The sequence below is a fragment of the Variovorax sp. EBFNA2 genome (assembly GCF_033802765.1).
In the GTDB taxonomy this organism is placed as follows: Bacteria; Pseudomonadota; Gammaproteobacteria; order Burkholderiales; family Burkholderiaceae_C; genus Variovorax; species Variovorax paradoxus_H.
The window spans coordinates 1,062,255-1,081,316 of sequence record NZ_CP138496.1 but is presented as its reverse complement, the minus strand read 5'-3'; the positions used below and the strand labels follow the sequence as shown (position 1 = coordinate 1,081,316).

The window sequence follows — 19,062 nt, the reverse complement described above, 5'->3', positions numbered from 1 at the left end:
TTAAGACGCACTTGTCTACGATGGACTCCCCACGAGGTTCGGCGCACGAGCGCCTGCGAGGAAATCCGCATGTCATCTTCTGTCCCATCGCCCACCATCGCCGCGCGTGCCGGCACCTTCGTCCAGGTCGTGCGCCGCGTGTTCCGGCTCGCGGCGCCCTACTTCAACTCCGAGGAAGAGAAATGGCGGGCGCGCCTGATGTTCGCGGGCATCGTGGCGCTGAACCTGGCGTATGTGTACGCGCTGGTGCTCTTCAACCAGTGGTACGGCCGCTTCTACGACGCGCTGCAGAACAAGGACGCGACGGTCTTCTGGCGCGAGATCCGCGTGTTCGCCGTGCTGGCCTTCTTCAACATCGCGATCCAGGTGCTGAAGTTCTATGTGACGCAGATGCTCCAGCTGCGCTGGCGCGCCTGGATGACGCGCAACTACCTCGGCCGCTGGATGGCCGACCGGGCCTTCTATCACCTGGAGCTGGCGCGCTACGCGCACGCCGACGGCGCGACGCCCGACAACCCCGACCAGCGCATCCAGGAAGACATGCAGATGTTCACCAATGCCACGATGACGCTGTCGATGGACTTGATGAATGCGGTGGTCACGCTGCTGAGCTTCATCGGCATCCTGTGGGGCCTGTCAGGCACCTTCGACCTGTCGCTGGGTGGCAGCACGTACCAAATTGCCGGCTCGATGGTGTGGCTGGCGCTGGTCTACTGCGTGATCGGCACGGCCATCACGCACTTCATCGGCCGGCCGCTGATCGGCCTGAACTTCCGCCAGCAGCGTTTCGAAGCCGACTTCCGCCACCACCTGGTGCGCGTGCGCGAGTACAGCGAAGCCATTGCGCTCGACCGTGGCGAGACGGTGGAGCGCGGCCAGCTCGACGTGCGCTTCGGCGCGGTGCTGCGCAACTACCTGCAGCTGATCAAGCAGCAGAAGAACCTGGTCACGTTCACCGCGATGTTCGGACAGGCGTCGCTGATCTTCCCGTTCATCGTGTCGGCGCCGCGCTTTTTCAGCGGCGCCATTCAGCTGGGCGGCCTCATGCAGATTTCATCGGCCTTCGACAAGGTGCAGGAATCGCTGAGCTGGTTCGTCGAAAACTACGACAAGGTCGCCGTGTGGCGCGCGACCACCGATCGCCTGATCAGCTTCGACGACGCAATGCGCGCGCACGCGGCACGCGACATCGGCCTGCAACGCGACGACAACGCCCCCGCGCTCGACACCACCGGCCTCACGATCGCGCTGCCCAATGGCACGCAGCTGCTGGCCGGCGCCGCACTGGCGGTGCGCCCCGGCGACAGCGTGCTGCTGCAAGGCCCGTCGGGCAGCGGCAAGTCGACGTTGTTCCGCACCTTCGCGGGCATCTGGCCGTTCGCAAGCGGCAAGGTGCAGGCCCCGGCGGACGCGGTCTTCATGCCGCAGCGCCCGTACCTGCCCGACGGCAAGCTGCGCGAGGCGCTGACCTACCCGCACCCGGCCGCCGGCTTCAGCGACGACCAGTTGCGCCAGGCGTTGAAGGATGCATTGCTGCCCGACCTCGCGGACCGGCTCGACGACAGCGACGCCTGGAGCCAGAAGCTCTCGGGCGGCGAACAGCAGCGGCTGGCCATCGCGCGGGTGTTGCTGAAGAAACCAGCCTGGCTCTTCGCCGACGAAGTGACCAGCGCGCTCGATGCACCGGCCGAAGCCGTGCTCTACCAGCGGCTCGCCGACACGGTGCGCGCGGGCGGCGGTGCGATGGTGTCGATCGCGCACCGCCCGGCCGTGGGCGATTTCCATGGCCAGCGGTGGACGCTGGTGCCGCAGGAAGAAAGCGCGAGCGGCGGCGCGCGTTACCGGCTCGATACCGCTACCGCTGCTCAGCCCACAGCGGGCTGATCGACGTAACGCTCCCAGCCCTTCTTGCGCAAATCGCAGGCCGGGCACTCGCCGCAGCCGTAGCCCCAGGCCTGGCGGTGCTCGCGGTCGCCGAGGTAGCAGGTGTGGGTTTCTTCCACGATCAGGTCGACCAGCGGCTGGCCGCCCAGGCGGTGGGCCAGCGCCCAGGTCTCGGCCTTGTCGATCCACATGAGCGGCGTCTCGATGACGAGGCGGCGCTCCAGGCCGAGCGACAGCGCGAGCTGCATGGCCTTCATGGTGTCGTCGCGGCAGTCGGGGTAGCCCGAGAAGTCGGTTTCGCACACGCCGGTGACGATCACCTGCAGCCCGCGCCGGTAGGCCAGCGCGCCCGCGAGCGTGAGAAACAGCAGGTTGCGCCCGGGCACGAAGGTGTTGGGCAGGCCGTCGGCCTGCATGGCAAAGGCGACTTCTTCGGTGAGCGAGGAGCCGCCGAGCTGGGCCAGCGCGGCCAGCGTGAGCACGTGGTCTTCGCCCAGGCGCGGCGCCCATTCGGGAAAGCGCTCGCGCATCTGGGCGAGCACGGTGCCGCGCACGTCGAGCTCGACGCGGTGGCGCTGGCCGTAGTCGAAGCCCAGGGTTTCGACGCGTTGGTACTTGGACAGGGCCTCGGCCAGGCAGGTGGCCGAGTCCTGGCCGCCGGAAAACAGAACGAGGGCGGTGGTGTGCAGGGGCATGTCCGTCAACGGCGGGGCCGCTGTAGTGCAAATGCGTGATTTTCGCAGCCGATCGATGCGGCTGCGGGCCGCCCTGTTCGGTGGCTTCTAGAGAAAGCGCTCCAGCAGCTTGCGCGAGGCGCGGTCGAGCGTCTTGGTATCGGGAATGCGGAACTGCACGCCGTGCGCGCTCGCGATGAGCAGCGCACCGCCGTCGAGCCGGCGGATGTCTTCCTCGGCCTTGAGCACGAAGCTGGTGTCGCCGCGGTCGGTGCTCACGGTCCAGGTGCTGGGCACGCCGAAGCTCGACACGCCGTGCAGCTTCAGCAGCGTCGGCGCAAAGTCGCGCACCGCGAGTTCTTCGGTCAGCAGCGCCTGCGTGGGCGCGGGCAGCTGGTCGACGCGGTCGACCCACACGAGTTCGCGGCCTTCGCTGCCGACGAGCGACACGCCCTCGTTGGGCGCGCTCAGCGGAAAGGCGCGCACGGGCGTCACGCCCACATGGCGCTCGCCCTGTGCGTCGGTCAGCACGAGGCGGCCGAAGGTGTCGCGTGCGAGTTCAAAGCTGTTGGTGTTGGTATTGCTGGTGCTGCTCATCACACGTCCCCTGCCGGATGGGCGGCGTGGCTCACGGCCAGCGGCGCCTGTGCGTTGGCGCGCTCGTCGGCCGCGCCTTCGCTCACATCGTCTTCGTCGCCCTGGCGCAACTGCGCCTGGTACAGGCGCCAGTAGGCGCCCTGCTTGGCCATGAGCGCGTCGTGCGGCCCGACCTCGACCACCTCGCCGCGGTCCATGACCACGAGGCGGTCGGCCTTGCGCAGCGTGGACAAACGGTGCGCGATGGCGATGGTGGTGCGGCCCTGCACGAGGTTGTCGAGCGCCTTCTGGATTTCCTTTTCGGTCTCGGTGTCGACGGCCGAGGTGGCCTCGTCGAGGATCAGGATGCGCGGGTCGATGAGCAGTGCGCGCGCAATGCTGATGCGCTGGCGCTCGCCGCCCGACAGGCCCTGGCCGCGCTCGCCGACCAGCGAGTCGTAGCCGTGCGGCAGGCGCAGGATGAAGTCGTGCGCGTGGGCCGCGCGGGCTGCGGCCACGACCTCTTCGCGCGTGGCGTCGGGCTTGCCGTAGGCGATGTTCTGCGCGATGGTGCCGAAGAACAAAAACGGCTCCTGCAGCACCAGCCCCACGTGGCGGCGGTAGTCGGCCACGGCGAAGCGGCGGATGTCGGTGCCGTCGACCTTGATGGCGCCGTCGGTCACGTCGTAGAAGCGGCAGATCAGGTTGACCAGCGTGCTCTTGCCCGAGCCGCTGTGGCCCACGAGGCCGATCATTTCGCCGGGCTCGATGGTCAGGTCGAGGTCGTGGATCACGGCGCGCGAGCCGTAGCGAAAGCCCAGCCCGCTCATCTCGATGCGGCCCTGCACGCGCTCCACCTTCACGGGGTTGGCCGGCTCGGGCACGTTGCTCACGTGGTCGAGGATGTCGAAGATGCGCTTGGCGCCGGCCGCGGCCTTCTGCGTGACCGAGACGATGCGGCTCATCGAATCGAGCCGCGTGTAGAAGCGGCCGATGTAGGCGATGAACGCGGTGAGCACACCCACCGTGATGCTGCCGCGCGCCACCTGCCAGATGCCGAAGGCCCAGACCACGAGCAGGCCGATTTCGGTGAGCAGCGACACGGTCGGCGTGAACAGCGACCAGGTGCGGTTGAGCTTGTCGTTGACCTGCAGGTTGTAGGCGTTGGCGACGCGGAAGCGCTCGGCTTCGCGGCGCTCCTGCGCAAAGGCCTTGACCACGCGGATGCCGGGAATGGTGTCGGCCAGCACGTTGGTCACTTCGGACCAGACGCGGTCGATCTTCTCGAAGCCGGTGCGCAGGCGGTCGCGCACGACGTGGATCATCCAGGCAATGAACGGCAGCGGCACCAGCGTGACCACGGCCAGCAGCGGGTTGATCGAGAACAGGATGACCGCCGTCATGACGATCATCAGCACGTCGTTCGCGAAGTCGAGCGCGTGCAGCGACAGAAAGACGTTGATGCGGTCGGTTTCCGAGCCGATGCGGGCCATGAGGTCGCCGGTGCGCTTGCCGCCGAAATAGTCCAGCGGCAGGGTCAGCAGGTGCTCGTAGGTGGTGGTGCGCAGGTCGGCGCCGATGCGCTCGGACACCAGCGCCAGCAGGTAGGTGCGCGCCCAGCCAAGCCCCCAGCCGACCAGCGCCGCGATCAGCAGGCCGCCCAGGTAGAGGCCCACCCGGCCGGAGTCGATCTTCTGCCCGTTCTGGAACGGGATCAGGATGTCGTCCATCAGCGGGATGGTCAGGTACGGCGGCACCAGCGTGGCGGCCGTGGAAATCAGGGTCAGGACAAACCCGAGGATCAGCTGCTTGCGGTACGGCCCCGCAAAGCGGCCCAGGCGCAGCAGCACCCAGGTCGAGGGCGGCGTTTGCAGTTCGGTGTCGGTGCTGTCGGCCTCGAGCCCCTCGGGCACCTCTTCTGTCGCCTTCGTGACAGCCGGCGCCGCGCGCTGGCCGAACAACTTGAGCATCTTGAGTGCCGCCGGCTGGCCGGCGAGCGTGTAGCGCCAGCGGGCGAGCTGCCCGGCGGGCCCGATGAGGTCGAGGGTTCCGACGCCCGCATGGTCGGAAAGACGCATTTCCAAGGCCTGATCGGAGAGTGGCCACTCACGCCATTCGCCGCCGGGTTCCAGGGCGATGAGCCGCTGGTCGGTCAGGGCAACGAGGCCGGTGGCGAATCGAAGTTGGTCGTCGAGGTCAACCGCAAGTGTTACCGAAACGTTTTCAGCGCCTGCGAGTCGGCTTTTCAGCACGCCTGAAACCGCCTCCGTTTCGCCCGCCTGGGCGCCGACTGGATCGTGATGTTGCATTGTGTTTATTTGACTCTTGCCCGTCGCGGGCCGCAGGGACCGCGTCATGGCGTCCTTGGTCGGGCGCCGATTCTGACCGATCGCCATGGGTGCGCTTGAAGGCGCCGTGGTGCTCGGCCAAAGCACATCGAACGTTTGCATGACCCGTTTCGACGACATCCAATTGCTGCGCATTAACTATTTGCGCGGTCCCAACCTCTGGACCTACCGTCCGGTGCTCGAAGTCTGGCTCGACCTGGGTCAACTGGAAGACTTCCCCTCCAACAAGATCGACGGTTTCACCGACCGGCTGACCACCCTGCTGCCGGCGCTCATCGAGCACCACTGCGGCGTGGGCGAGCGCGGCGGCTTCATCCAGCGCCTCACCGAAGGCACCTGGTCGGGCCACGTGCTGGAGCATGTCGTGATCGAGCTGCTGAACCTGGCCGGCATGCCGACCGGCTTCGGGCAAACCCGCAGCACCTCGGAGCACGGCGTGTACCGCATGGTGTTCCGTGCCCGTGACGAGCAGGTCGCCCGCGTGGCGCTGACCGAAGGCCACCGCCTGCTGATGGCGGCCATCAACAACGACCCGTTCACCGCGGCCGACGTGCAAACGGCGGTCGAGGCGGTCAAGGCCAAGGTCGAAGACTGCTACCTCGGCCCGAGCACCGCGGCCATCGTGTCCGCCGCCACCGACCGCGGCATTCCGCACATGCGCCTGAACAGCGGCAACCTGGTGCAGCTGGGCTACGGCGCCAACCAGCAGCGCATCTGGACCGCGGAAACCGACTACACCAGCGCCATCGGCGAATCGATTGCCAGCGACAAGGAACTGACCAAGTCGCTGCTTGCGAGCTGCGGCGTGCCCGTGCCGCACGGCCAGGTCGTCGAGTCGCCCGAAGAAGCCTGGGAAGCCGCCGAAGACATCGGCCTGCCGGTGGTCGTGAAGCCGTCGGACGCCAACCATGGCCGCGGCGTGTCGCTCGAACTGACCACGCGCGAAGAAATCATGGCCGCCTTCGCGGTCGCCGAGCCCGAAGGCAGCGACGTGATGGTCGAGCGCTTCATCCGCGGCCACGAACACCGCCTGCTGGTGGTGGGCGGCGAGGTGGTGGCGGCCGCGCGCGGCGAGATCATCACCGTGACCGGCGACGGCACCAACACCGTGGCCGGGCTGATCGACAAGCAGCTCAACAGCGACCCGCGCCGCGGCGCCGAAGAAGAGTTTCCGCTCGACGTGATCGTGCTGGCCACCGACGCCAAGCTGCAGCTGGAACTCAAGCGCCAGGAACTCGACGGCACCTCGGTGCCGGCCGCCGGCCGCGTGGTCACGATCCAGCGCAACGGCAACATGGCCTACGACTGCACCGACCTCGTGCACCCCGAGGTGGCGCACGCCGCCGTGCTCGCCGCCCGCGTGGTCGGCCTGGACATCGCGGGCATCGACATGGTCGCGCAAGACATCTCCAAGCCGCTGGGCCCGCAGGGCGGCGCGATCGTCGAAGTGAACGCCGGCCCCGGCCTGCTGATGCACCTGAAGCCGGCCATCGGCTCGCCGCGCCCCGTGGGCCGCGCCATCTGCGACCACCTGTTCCCCAACGACGCGCCCGGCCGCATCCCCGTGGTGGGCGTGGCCGGTTCGCGCGACACCGCCGTGCTCGCACGCCTGGTGGCCTGGCTCATCAACCTCGGCGGGCGCCACACCGGCCTGGCCTGCCGCGACGGCCTGTTCCTCGAACGCCGCCGCGTCGACGCACGCAACAGCGCCAACTGGGACGCCGGCCACCGCCTGCTCGTGAACCGCGCCGTCGAGGCCGTGGTGATCGAGAACGGCGCCGAAACCATCCTGCGCGACGGCCTGGCCTACGACCGCTGCGAAGTCGGCATCGTGACCGACCTCGAGGGCTCCGAAGCCCTGGCCGACTACGACATCACCGAGAGCGACCAGATGGTCAAGGTGCTGCGCACCCAGGTCGACGTGGTGCTGGCCGAAGGCACGGCCGTGCTGAACGCCGACGAGCCGCGCATCGCCGCGCTGGCGCCGCTGTGCGATGGCGCCGTCATCCTCTACGGCACCGACCCGCAGGCCGCCGCGCTCACCGCGCACCAGGCCGCCGGCGGCAAGGCCGTGCTGGTCCGCCAGGACCGCGTGGTGCTGGCCAACGGCACGAGCGAATCGTTCCTGCCCGGCCTGGGCCGCCTGACCATCTGGCGCGCGACCCACGTCGGCGTGAGCCTCGAGAGCCTGCTGGCCGCCGTGGCCGCCGGCTGGGCCCTGGGCATTCCGCTCAACCTGATCGGCGCCGGCGTCGAAGCCTTCGAAGCCGACCTGCAGGCGGCCCTGGCCTCGCTGCAGCTGTCGCAGACCTCGCCACTTTCGCCTTCACAACAACAACTGGCATGACCCGATGCGCTGCCCCGCCACCCGCGGGGCCGGCGCCCACCAGGTCACTCCGCAAGATCACTGCAACCGCGCGCCCCGTGCCGTAGCCCCATGAAAGTCACCCGCATCCGCGCCCTGCGCGGCCCCAATCTCTGGAGCCGCCACACCACCATCGAGGCCGTCGTGGCCTGCGAAGGCGACGAGAACGCCGTCGGCAAGCTCGACGGGTTCGAAGCCCGTCTGCGCGCCCGCTTCCCGACCATCGGCGAGCTGCATCCGATGGTGCTCGGCCAGCCGCTGGCGCTGGCCCACGTGCTCGAAAACGCCGCCGTGGCGCTGCAGGCCCAGGCCGGCTGCGCCGTCAACTTCGGCAACACCGCACCGACGACCGAAGAAGGCGTGTACCAGGTCACCGTGCAGTACTCCGAGGAAGACGTCGGCCGCCGCGCGCTGGCCCTGGCCGAAGAACTGATCCAGGCCGCGCTGGCCGACACCCCGTTCGACGCCGACGCCGCCATCACCGAGCTGCGCGACCTCGACGAATCGGAGCGCCTGGGCCCAAGCACCGGCTCCATCGTCGATGCCGCCGTGGCGCGCGGCATTCCGTACCGCCGCCTCACGAGCGGCAGCCTGGTGCAGTTCGGCTGGGGCTCCAAGCAGCGCCGCATCCAGGCCGCCGAGATCGACAGCACCAGCGGCGTGGCCGAAGCCATCGCGCAGGACAAGGAACTCACCAAGCAACTGCTCAACGCCGCCGGCGTGCCGGTGCCGCTGGGCCGACCCGTGGTCAGTGCCGACGACGGCTGGGTTGCCGCCGAAGAAATCGGCCTGCCGGTCGTGGTGAAGCCGCAGGACGGCAACCAGGGCAAGGGCGTGACGGTGAACATCACCACGCGCGAACAACTCACCTCGGCCTACGACTCGGCCGCCGTGTACGGCGAAGTGATGGTCGAGAAATTCCTGCCCGGCTTCGACTTCCGCCTGCTCGTGGTGGGCGACCGCCTCGTGGCCGCCGCACGCCGCGACCCGCCGCAGGTCATCGGCGACGGCAGCTCGACCGTGCGCCAGCTGATCGACACCGTGAACCTCGATCCGCGCCGCGGCGAAGGCCACGCCACCTCGCTCACCAAGATCCGCCTGGACGACATCGCCATCGGCCGGCTCGAGTCGCAGGGCCTCACGCCCGAGAGCGTGCCCGAGCTGGGCCAGCGCGTCGTGCTGCGCAACAACGCCAACCTCTCGACCGGCGGCACCGCCACCGACGTGACCGACACCGTGCACCCCGAAGTGGCCGCGCGCGCCGTCGATGCGGCGCAGATGGTCGGCCTGCACATCTGCGGCGTCGACATGGTCTGCGAGAACGTGCTGCGCCCGCTCGAGGAGCAGCACGGCGGCGTGGTCGAAGTGAACGCCGCGCCCGGCCTGCGCATGCACATCTCGCCCTCGTTCGGCCGCGGCCGCGCGGTCGGCGAAGCCGTGATGGACACGCTGTTCGCGCCCGGCGACGACGGCCGCATTCCCGTGGTGGCCGTCACCGGCACCAACGGCAAGACCACCACCGCGCGCCTCATCAACCACATCATTGCCTCCAGCGGCCTGCGCACCGGCATGACGAACACCGACGGCGTGTACGTCAACGGCCGCCAGACCGACAGCGGCGACTGCAGCGGCCCCAAGAGCGCGCGCAACGTGCTGATGCACCCCGACGTCGATGCGGCCGTGTTCGAAGTGGCCCGCGGCGGCGTGCTGCGCGAGGGCCTGGGCTTCGACCGCTGCGAGGTGGCCGTGGTCACCAACATCGGCAGCGGCGATCACCTGGGCCTGAACTACATCACCACGGTGGAAGACCTGGCGGTGCTCAAGCGCGTGATCGTGCGCAACGTGGCCGCCGACGGCTACGCGGTGCTCAACGCGGCCGACGTGAACGTCGCCGCCATGGCGGCCACCTGCCCCGGCCATGTCATCTTCTTCGCTGCCGACCGCATGCACCCGGTGATGGCCACGCACCGCGCGCAGGGCAAGCGCACCGTGTACGTCGACCAGGACACGCTGGTGGCCGCCGAAGGCTCGTGGCGTGAGCGCATCGCGCTGCGCGACGTGCCCATCACGCGCGGCGGGACCATCGGCTTCCAGGTCGACAACGTGATGGCCTCGGTGGCCGCAGCCTGGGCCGTGGGCCTGGACTGGGACACCATCCGCAGCGGCCTGTCGAGCTTCATGAACGACGCGGCCGGCGTGCCCGGACGCTTCAACGTCATGGACTACCGCGGCGCCACCGTGATCGCCGACTACGGCCACAACACCGACGCCATGAAGGCGCTGGTGTCGGCCGTGGACACCATGCCCGCCAACAAGCGCTCGGTGGTCATCAGCGGCGCGGGCGACCGGCGCGATTCGGACATTCGCGACCAGACCGCAATCCTCGGCCAGGCCTTCGACGACGTGATCCTGTACCAGGACGCAGCGCAGCGCGGCCGTGCCGACGGCGAAGTCATGGCGCTGCTGCGCCAGGGCCTGCAGGGCGCGTCGCGCACGCGCCAGATCGACGAAATTCGCGGCGAGTTCGTCGCCATCGACACCGCGCTGGCGCGGCTGCAACCGGGCGACCTGTCGCTCATCCTCGTCGACCAGGTCGAAGAGGCGCTGGCCCACCTCGCGCAGCGCATCGCGCAGGGCTGATCCCCGCATCGCAGCGCAGGAGGCACGCCCTCCTTGCGCTGACGGACGTGTCCCACACGCAGGGGCGCGTCCGGCCCGCTCCACGGCGTGCGGCTTGTCCCACAGCCCCGCGCCACCGGCCGGCCCACACTGGGGACCGGTCGCGCCCTGCGTGCTTTTGTCTTCCTTTTGTTCGTTCGCACGGCGCGCCCTTTCCAGGAGCCCCGATGACGACCCATTCCCTCCGTGCCACTTTTTCGGCTGCCGCGCTCGTTGCGGTCGGCGGTTTCTTCATGGCCGGCGCACCGCTGGCCTCGGCCCAGGCGCCCGGCAGCGACGCCCGGATGCAGAAAGAACGTGCCACCTGTGACGGCGTGCAACAGGACCGCGCCGCCTGCCTGCGCGAAGCCGGCGCCGCGCGCCAGGAAGCGGGCCGCCAGGGCCTGACCACGCCGAGCGAAGGACGCGAAGACGCCAACGCGCTCGCACGCTGCCGTGAGCAACCGGTGGCTGACCGTCCGGACTGCGAAGCCCGCATCCGCGGTGGTGCGCGCACCTCGACCGAAGGCAGCGTGATGGGCGGCGGCGTGATCCGCGAAACCGTCACCCCGCTGCCGCCGCAACCCGTGCAGCCGTCGCGTTGATCGAAACGGGCCGGTCTTTCATTCCCGATACGCCAAGGAGCACACCATGCCAAACAACGCGCGTTCGATGATCTTTGCCCTGCTCGCACTCAGCGGGCTGGCCACCACCACCATCGCCACGGCCGCCCGTGGCGACGGCGGCAGCACCTACCAGCAAGAGATTGCGGTCTGCGGCCACAACCAGCAGGACCGCGCCGCCTGCATCCGCGAAGCCGGCGCCGCACGCCAGGCCGCGGCACGCGGCGGCCTCACCTCAGCGCCCGACTACCGCGCCAACGCCGTGGCCCGTTGCGGCCTGCAGCCGCCGGCCGAGCGCGCCGACTGCGAAGCGCGCGTGCTGGGCAGCGAGGGCAACATCCGCAGCAATGTCGATGGCAGCGTGATGGGCGGCGGCGTGATCCGCGAGTCGGTCTCGACCCGCGTAGTGAACATACCGGCCACCTCACTGCCGCCGCCAATGGTCGCGCCGATGCCGGCCCCCATGCCTGCGGAACCGATGCCCATGCCCATGCCGAGGCCCATGCCGCGCCCGGCACCAATGCCGCTGCAGTGACGCGATGCGCATCCCCCGGGAGCGCCTCGGTGATAACACCGACGGGCGCTCCCGTCGCGATGCCCTCGCCTGTCATGAAACCGTCACAAAAAAAAGGCAGGTGCTAGCTATAGTTCCCGGTCCCTGCCAACCGAGGAACACTTTCCCATGAATGCCATCAAGGTCGCTCGCCGATTCATCGAAACGGACCCGGCCAACGAATCGGCCAAGATCCTTGCCCAGCTGGTGCTGGCGCTCGAATCCGAACGCAGCTTCGAGCTGATCACGCTCTACAGCCTCGACTACAAGAGCTTCGAACTCGCGATGGACATCCTCAAGGAGTGGCGCCTGGACCGCTACTACGCCAGCAAGTCCAAGCTGTTCGATCTCTCGCTGCAAGTCACCGAACTCGAAGCGGGCAACGCCGCCGCTTCCTGAGCCCTTCCCATGGCGGTCCGGTCCCCGGGCCCGCCTTTTGCCTTTTCACTTCCCCCAGCGCAGCACCAACGGATCGAGCCGCTTCGCGGTCTCGATGAGGCCGGCGCGCGTCGCGGGGTGCATCGCCGGCAGCGGATGCCGCGGCGCCTCGCAAGCGATCACGCCGCCCTCCTTCATGAGCGATTTGCAGGCCAGCAGGCCCGCCTGCCGGTTCTCGTAGTTGATGAGCGGCAGCCACTGCTGGTAGAGCGCGAAGGCCTTGTCGCGGTCGCCCGCGCGGTGCGCTTCGATGATCGGGCGGATGCCGTCGGGATAACCGCCACCGGTCATCGAACCGGTCGCACCGGCATCGAGGTCGGACATCAGCGTGATGGCTTCTTCGCCGTCCCATGGGCCTTCGATGGCATCACCGCCCAGGCGAATCAGCTCCCGCAGTTTCGACGCCGCACCGGCCGTCTCGATCTTGAAGTACGCGACCTGCTCGATCTCTTGCGCCATGCGCGCAAGGAACGGCGCCGACAGCACCGTGCCGCTCGCGGGTGCGTCCTGGACCATGATCGGAATGCTCACCGCATCGGAGAGCCGCGCGTAGAACTCATGGATCTGCGGCTCCGGCACGCGGAAGGTCGCGCCGTGGTACGGCGGCATCACCATCAGCATCGCCGCGCCCATGTCCTGCGCGCGGCGGCTGCGCTCGGCGCAGACCTGCGTGCTGTAGTGCGTGGTGGTCACGATGACCGGCACGCGGCCTTTCACATGTTCAAGCACCGTGCGCGTGAGCACCTCGCGCTCGTCGTCGGACAGCACGAACTGCTCCGAGAAATTCGCGAGGATGCACAGGCCGTCGGAGCCCGCGTCGATCATGAAATCGACGCAGCGCTTCTGGCTTTCGAGGTCGAGCGCGCCCTGTTCGGTGAAGGTGGTGGGCACCACCGGGAAGATGCCGCGGTATCGGGGGGTCATGGTGAGATCAATGGGAGTGACGGGGAACGGCCGAGCCTCTGCAGCCGACCAGGAAATCGAAGTCGCAGCCTTCATCGGCCTGCAGCACATGGTTCACGTAGAGCTTCTGGTAGCCGCCGCCGCGCGTGCTCATGGGCTGCGCATCGGAGGCGGACAACGACGCGAGGCGCGACGCCAGCTCTTCATCGCTGATGTCGAGGTGCAATCGCCCCGCATCGCAATCGAGCTCGATCCAGTCGCCATCGCGCACCGCCGCGAGCGGCCCGCCGTCGGCGGCTTCGGGCGCGACGTGCAGCACCACCGTGCCATACGCCGTGCCGCTCATGCGCGCATCCGAGATGCGCACCATGTCCTTCACGCCCTGGCGCAGCAGCTTCGGCGGCAGGCCCATGTTGCCGACCTCGGCCATGCCGGGGTAGCCCTTGGGGCCGCAGTTCTTCAGCACCATCACGCAGCTCGCGTCGATGTCGAGGTCTTCATCGACGATGCGCGCCTTGTAGTGCTCCAGGCTCTCGAACACCACGGCGCGGCCGCGGTGCTTCAGCAGCTCGGGCGTGGCCGCCGAGGGCTTGAGCACCGCGCCGCGCGGCGACAGGTTGCCGCGCAGGATGCGGATGCCGCCGTCGGCGATCAGCGGGTTGTCGAGCGGGCGGATCACCTCGTCGTCGAGACTCGGCGCGTCGCGCACGTTGTCCCAGATCGACCGGCCGTTGACGGTGAGCGCATCGGGGTGCGGCAGCAGGCCGTTCTCGCCGAGGCGGCGCAGCACGGCGGGCAGGCCGCCCGCGTAATAAAACTCCTCCATGAGGAATCGGCCCGAAGGCATGAGATCGACGATGGTCGGCGTGTTGCTGCCGATGCGCGTCCAGTCTTCCAGTTCGAGCTCGACGCCGATGCGGCCCGCAATCGCCTTCAAGTGGATCACCGCGTTGGTCGATCCGCCGATGGCCGCGTTCACGCGGATCGCGTTCTCGAAGGCCTCGCGCGTGAGAATCTTCGAGAGCGTGAGCCCTTCCTTGGCCATCTGCACCGCGCGCATGCCCGACATCTGCGCGAGCACATAGCGCCGTGCATCGACCGCCGGTATCGCCGCGTTGTGCGGCAGCGAGGTGCCCAGCGCCTCGGCCATGCAGGCCATGGTCGAGGCCGTTCCCATCGTGTTGCAGGTGCCCGCCGAGCGCGACATGCCGCCCTCGGCCGAGAGGAACTGGTGCAGGTCGATCTCGCCGGCCTTCAACGATTCGTGCAGCTGCCACACAGCGGTGCCCGAGCCGATGTTCTTGCCGTCGAGCTTGCCGTTGAGCATCGGCCCGCCGGTGACGACGATGGCCGGGATGTCGCAACTCGCCGCGCCCATCAGCAGCGCGGGCGTGGTCTTGTCGCAGCCGGTGAGCAGCACCACCGCATCGACCGGGTTGCCACGAATCGCTTCTTCGACATCCATGCTCGCGAGGTTGCGCGTGAGCATCGCGGTCGGTCGCAGGTTCGACTCGCCGTTCGAGAACACCGGGAACTCGACCGGGAAACCGCCCGCCTCCGAAATGCCGCGCTTCACGTGCTCGGCGATCTTGCGGAAGTGCGCGTTGCACGGCGTGAGTTCCGACCAGGTGTTGCAGATGCCGACGATCGGCCGGCCATCGAACTCATGGTCCGGAATGCCCTGGTTCTTCATCCAGCTGCGGTACATGAAGCCGTTCTTGTCGGCGGAGCCGAACCATTCGGTCGAGCGCAATTTCTTTGTCATGGGGAAGTGGTCAGCGGCGCGGGGCGCGCAAGGTGAAGAAGCGTTGGAGCAGGCAGAACACGAAGAGCAGCGCGCCGACCACGATGCGGGTCCACCACGAGCTCAACGTGCCGTCGAAGGAAATCAGCGTCTGGATGATTCCGAGCATCAGCACGCCGAAGAGCGTGCCCGCCACATAGCCCACGCCGCCCGTGAGCAGCGTGCCGCCGATCACCACCGCCGCGATCGCGTCGAGCTCCAGCCCGACCGCGTGCAGGCCGTAGCCCGAGAGCATGTAGAAGGTGAAGATCACGCCGGCCAGCGCCGAGCAGAAGCCCGAGAGCGTGTACACGCCCACCAGCGTGCGGCGCACCGGCAGGCCCATGAGCATCGCCGAATGTTCGCTGCCGCCGATGGCGTACACCGCGCGGCCGAAGGGCGTGCAGTGCGCGATGAACACCGCGGCCAGCAGCACTGCGACGGCGATCACCGCGCTGATCGAAACCGAGGCCTCGCCCCAGATGGGAATGCGGACCTGCGAGACCTCGGAGTAGAACGCGTTGGTGATGCTGATCGAATCGATGCTGATGAGATAGCAGAGCCCGCGCGCGAGGAACATGCCCGCGAGCGTGACGATGAAAGGCTGCAGCCGGAAGCGCTCGATGAGCAGGCCCATGAACGCGCCGAAGGCCGTGCCCATCGCGAGCACCAGCGGAATCACGATGGCCGGGCTCCACCCGTGCTTCTCGACCAGCGAGGCCGACACCATCGTCGTGAGCGCAATCACCGAGCCCACCGACAGGTCGATGCCGCCCGAGAGGATCACGAAGGTCATGCCGACCGCCACGACGATGAGGAAGGCGTTGTCGATCAGCAGGTTGAGGAACACCTGCGCCGAGAAGAAGCCGTCGTAAAACACCGAGCCCAGCGTCGCCATCAGCACGAACAGCGAGATGGTCGCAGTCAGCGGCAGGTACTTCGGATTGAGCCCCTTCTTGCCCCCTCTCCCGCGCGCGGGAGAGGGTTGGGGTGAGGGTGCAGCCTCGATCACCGCGCTCATGCCCTGCTCCCGTCATGCACCGGCCGCTGCACCAGCGACCGAACCTCCGCCCTGAACTCCGGCGACTGCATCAGCATCACCACGAACACCACCACCGCCTTCACCACGAGGTTGATCTCTGGCGGCACGCCCAGCGAATAGATCGCGTAGGTCAGCGTCTGGATGATGAGCGCGCCGATCACGCTGCCCACGAGGCTGAAGCGCCCGCCGGTCAGCGCCGTGCCGCCGAGCGTGACCGCGAGGATCGCATCGAGCTCCAGCAGTTGCCCCGCGTTGTTGCCGTCCGCGCTCTTCACGTTCGAGCTGATCAAGAGGCCCGCCACGCCCGCGCACGCACCGCAGAACGCATACGCACCGACAACAAGCCGCCGCGACTGGATGCCCGCCACGCGCGCCGCTGTCGGGTTGATGCCCACCGCCTGGATGAACAGGCCGAGCGCCGTGCGCGTGATCGCCAGGTACAGCAGCACGAACACCGCCGCCACGATGAACAGCGAGAACGGCAGCCCCAGCAGGTAGCCGCTACCGAGGAAGAAGAAAGGCTTGTAGTAGATCGTGATGATCTGCCCGTCGGCAATGAGCTGCGCGATGCCGCGCCCCGCGACCATGAGGATCAGCGTCGCGATGATCGGCTGCATGCCGACCTTGGCGACCAGCACGCCGTTCCAGAGGCCGCACAGCAGCGAGACGGCAAGCGCCGCAAGGATCGCGAGCGGCATCGGGAAGCGGCTCACGTCGCTGGACACCGAGCCGCCGATCATCCAGGCCGCGACCGCTGCCGCGATGGCCACCACCGCACCGACCGAGATGTCGATGCCGCGCGTGGCGATCACGAGCGTCATGCCGAGCGAGACCAGCACCAGCGGCGCTGCGCGGTTCACGATGTCGATGAGGCTGCCGTAGAGATGGCCGTCGCGCCATTCGAGGTGCAGGAAGCTGGCGTTGAAGGCGGTGTTGATGGCGAGCAGGAGCAGCAGCGTGATGAGCGGCCACGCGAGGCGGTGGCTCATGAGGGAGGAGAGGCGATTCATGTCTTCTGCCTTGCTCCTTCCCCTTCCGGGGGAAGGCTGGGATGGGGGCACGCGGCCTCGAAGACTGCGCGGTGGTGAAGGCCGCGCGCCCCCACCCCTGCCCTCCCCCAGAGGGGGAGGGAGAAAGACAACACATCGCGGCGGTTCATGGCTTCTGCCTTGCTCCTTCCCCTTCCGGGGGAAGGCTGGGATGGGGGCACGCGGCCTCAAACGCTGCGCGGCGGTGAAGGCCGCTTGCCCCCACCCCTGCCCTCCCCCAGAGAGGGAGGGAGAAAGACAACACATCGCGGCGGTTCATGGCTTCTGCCTTGCTCCTTCCCCTTCCGGGGGAAGGCTGGGATGGGGGCACGCAGCCTCGAACGCTGCGCGGCGGTGAAGGCCGCTTGCCCCCACCCCTGCCCTCCCCCAGAGGGGGAGGGAGAAAGACAACACATCGCGGCGGTTCATGGCTTCTGCCTTGCTCCTTCCCCTTCCGGGGGAAGGCTGGGATGGGGGCACGCGGCCTTGAACACCGAGCAGCAACGCATCGGTCTTGCTCCCTCTCCCGCTTGCGGGAGAGGGTTGGGGTGAGGGTGCGGCCCACGCAAAGGCCGGCTGCTTATCGACGGCCTCTACCCTCACCCTAGCCCTCTCCCGCAAGCGGGAGAGGGGACAACGCGAAGACAGCGTGTGCGTCATGCGGCAGCAATCATTTCGTACACCTCGTCCTCGGTCGAACCACCCGGCAGTTCGCCCACCTTCTTGCGATCTCGCAGCACCACGATGCGATGCGCGACGCGCACCACCTCGCTCATTTCCGACGAGATGAAGATCACTGCCATGCCTGCGCGCGCGAGCCGCAGGATCTCTTCCATGATTTCCTGCTTGGCCGCCACGTCGATGCCGCGCGTCGGCTCATCGAGGATCAACAGGCGCGGCTCGGTCGCGAGCCAGCGCGCGATCATGGCCTTCTGCTGGTTGCCGCCCGACAGCAGGCCGATCGGCGTTTCGACGCTCGCCGTCTTGATGCCCAGCGACGCAACGAAGCGCTCGGCCATCGCGGTCTGCTCCGCGTGCGAGAGAAATTTCCGCGTGCCCAATCGAGCCTGCAGCGCGAGTGCGATGTTCTCGCGCACCGAGAGCTCGGCCACGATGCCATCCGTCTTGCGTTCTTCAGGGCACAGCGCGAGCCCTTCGCGGATCGCATCGGCCGGATTCGAGAAAGTGACCGAGCGGCCGTCGATCTTCAACACACCACGGTCCGGCGATTCGAGCCCGAACAGCAGCCGCGCAAGTTCAGTGCGCCCCGCGCCCAGCAGCCCCGCGATGCCGACGACTTCGCCCGCACGCACGCGCAGATCGGTCGCCTGCAACTGCCCGGCCTGCCCCAACCCTTCGGACTGCAGCAGCGCAGGCGCCGCTTCGTCGAACGCCGGCAATGCCGCGGGCCGCGCCGATTGCGCCGCCAGCTCGCGCCCGAGCATCGCCGCGATCAGCGCCTGCGGCCCGAGGTCCGCAGCCTTCCACTCGCCCACCCAGTGGCCATTGCGCAGCACCGTGATGCGGTCCGACACCGCGTACACCTGGTTGAGGAAGTGCGTGACGAACACGATCGCCAGCCCTTCGCTGCGCAAACGCCGCAGCACCTCGAACAGCTTCTCGACCTCGTCGTCGTCCAGGCTCGATGTCGGCTCGTCGAGGATCAGCACCTTCGACGACACGCCGAGCGCGCGCGCGATCGCCACCAGCTGCTGCACCGCAACCGAGTAGCTGGACAGCAGGCGCGTCACGTCGATATCGAGCCCGATGCGCGCCAGCAGTTCGGCCGCGCGGCGGTTCACCGCCGCCCAGTCGATGCGAAAGCCCTGCAGCGCGCCGCAGCGCGGATAGCGCCCCGCGAACACGTTCTCCGCCACCGAGAGGTTCGGGCACAGGTTCACCTCCTGGTAGACCGTGCTGATGCCCAGCTTCTGCGCCTCCAGCGGCGAGCCGGGCCGGATGGCCTGGCCGTCGAAGAACATCTCGCCGCCGCTCGATGGCAGCACGCCCGTGAGCACCTTGATCAGCGTCGACTTGCCTGCGCCGTTCTGTCCCATCAGCGCATGCACCTCGCCCGGGTACAGCCGCAGCTGGACATCGTTCAGCACCGGGATGCCGCCGAACTGCTTGCGGATGCCCCGCAGCTCGAGCACGGGGGCTGCTGTGGTCGTGTGCTCGGTCATGCGG

General features: G+C 68.3%; 15 protein-coding genes. 7 read left to right on the top strand and 8 right to left on the bottom strand.

Going from position 1 to position 19,062, the window contains the following annotated elements; translation table 11 throughout:
- Nucleotides 1–69: 69 nt before the first annotated feature.
- Entirely contained in the window at nt 70–1,884 is a 1,815-nt protein-coding gene (locus tag RZE79_RS04815; RefSeq protein ID WP_319359244.1) for an ABC transporter ATP-binding protein/permease, read from the top strand.
- Here the strand turns inward: RZE79_RS04815 and queC are convergent.
- The 3 genes from queC to RZE79_RS04800 form a co-directional block, all read right to left on the bottom strand.
- The gene (gene queC / locus RZE79_RS04810; RefSeq protein WP_319359243.1) at nt 1,866–2,579 is read right to left on the bottom strand and encodes a 7-cyano-7-deazaguanine synthase QueC; all 714 of its coding nucleotides are present in this window, start codon (nt 2,577–2,579) and stop codon (nt 1,866–1,868) included. The two genes, RZE79_RS04815 and queC, sit on opposite strands and share 19 nt — an antisense overlap.
- A gap of 87 nt (nt 2,580–2,666) precedes the next feature.
- On the bottom strand, nt 2,667–3,155 hold the full coding sequence (locus RZE79_RS04805; protein WP_319359242.1) for a DUF1854 domain-containing protein: 489 nt from the start codon (nt 3,153–3,155) through the stop codon (nt 2,667–2,669).
- Nucleotides 3,155–5,212 (bottom strand): ABC transporter ATP-binding protein, encoded by a 2,058-nt coding sequence (locus RZE79_RS04800; protein WP_373696539.1) that lies wholly within the window; start codon nt 5,210–5,212, stop codon nt 3,155–3,157. The genes RZE79_RS04805 and RZE79_RS04800 overlap by 1 nt, the downstream gene beginning before the upstream one ends.
- On the opposite strand from RZE79_RS04800, the gene RZE79_RS34765 reads away from it, so the two are divergent.
- From RZE79_RS34765 to RZE79_RS04775, 6 genes are all read left to right on the top strand, one after another.
- The gene (locus RZE79_RS34765) at nt 5,195–5,392 is read left to right on the top strand and encodes a hypothetical protein (RefSeq protein WP_373696538.1); all 198 of its coding nucleotides are present in this window, start codon (nt 5,195–5,197) and stop codon (nt 5,390–5,392) included. The genes RZE79_RS04800 and RZE79_RS34765 overlap by 18 nt on opposite strands.
- A gap of 190 nt (nt 5,393–5,582) precedes the next feature.
- Nucleotides 5,583–7,829: a cyanophycin synthetase gene (gene cphA / locus RZE79_RS04795; protein ID WP_319359240.1), complete on the top strand. Its 2,247-nt coding sequence runs from the start codon at nt 5,583–5,585 to the stop codon at nt 7,827–7,829.
- Between the two features lie 90 nt (nt 7,830–7,919).
- Nucleotides 7,920–10,487: a cyanophycin synthetase gene (gene cphA, locus RZE79_RS04790; RefSeq protein WP_319359239.1), complete on the top strand. Its 2,568-nt coding sequence runs from the start codon at nt 7,920–7,922 to the stop codon at nt 10,485–10,487.
- Nucleotides 10,488–10,693: 206 nt separating this feature from the next.
- Nucleotides 10,694–11,110 (top strand): hypothetical protein, encoded by a 417-nt coding sequence (locus RZE79_RS04785; RefSeq protein WP_153280545.1) that lies wholly within the window; start codon nt 10,694–10,696, stop codon nt 11,108–11,110.
- A gap of 46 nt (nt 11,111–11,156) precedes the next feature.
- Nucleotides 11,157–11,663: a hypothetical protein gene (locus RZE79_RS04780; protein WP_101491098.1), complete on the top strand. Its 507-nt coding sequence runs from the start codon at nt 11,157–11,159 to the stop codon at nt 11,661–11,663.
- A gap of 147 nt (nt 11,664–11,810) precedes the next feature.
- Entirely contained in the window at nt 11,811–12,080 is a 270-nt protein-coding gene (locus RZE79_RS04775; RefSeq protein ID WP_319359238.1) for a hypothetical protein, read from the top strand.
- A gap of 45 nt (nt 12,081–12,125) precedes the next feature.
- Here the strand turns inward: RZE79_RS04775 and RZE79_RS04770 are convergent, their stop codons facing one another.
- The 5 genes from RZE79_RS04770 to RZE79_RS04750 all read right to left on the bottom strand — a co-directional run bounded on the left by RZE79_RS04770 (nt 12,126) and on the right by RZE79_RS04750 (nt 19,058).
- Entirely contained in the window at nt 12,126–13,043 is a 918-nt protein-coding gene (locus RZE79_RS04770; protein ID WP_319359237.1) for a dihydrodipicolinate synthase family protein, read from the bottom strand.
- Nucleotides 13,044–13,050: 7 nt separating this feature from the next.
- Nucleotides 13,051–14,787 carry an IlvD/Edd family dehydratase gene (locus tag RZE79_RS04765; RefSeq protein ID WP_319359236.1) on the bottom strand — a complete coding sequence of 579 codons (1,737 nt, stop codon included), beginning with the start codon at nt 14,785–14,787 and terminating at the stop codon, nt 13,051–13,053.
- A gap of 10 nt (nt 14,788–14,797) precedes the next feature.
- Nucleotides 14,798–15,826 (bottom strand): galactofuranose ABC transporter, permease protein YjfF, encoded by a 1,029-nt coding sequence (gene yjfF, locus RZE79_RS04760; protein ID WP_319359235.1) that lies wholly within the window; start codon nt 15,824–15,826, stop codon nt 14,798–14,800.
- Entirely contained in the window at nt 15,823–16,857 is a 1,035-nt protein-coding gene (locus RZE79_RS04755) for an ABC transporter permease (protein ID WP_319359234.1), read from the bottom strand. Before RZE79_RS04755 ends, yjfF begins: the two co-directional genes overlap by 4 nt.
- 674 nt (nt 16,858–17,531) lie before the next feature.
- Complete coding sequence (locus RZE79_RS04750) at nt 17,532–19,058, bottom strand: sugar ABC transporter ATP-binding protein (protein WP_319359233.1); 1,527 nt, start codon at nt 19,056–19,058, stop codon at nt 17,532–17,534.
- Nucleotides 19,059–19,062 lie beyond the last annotated feature (4 nt).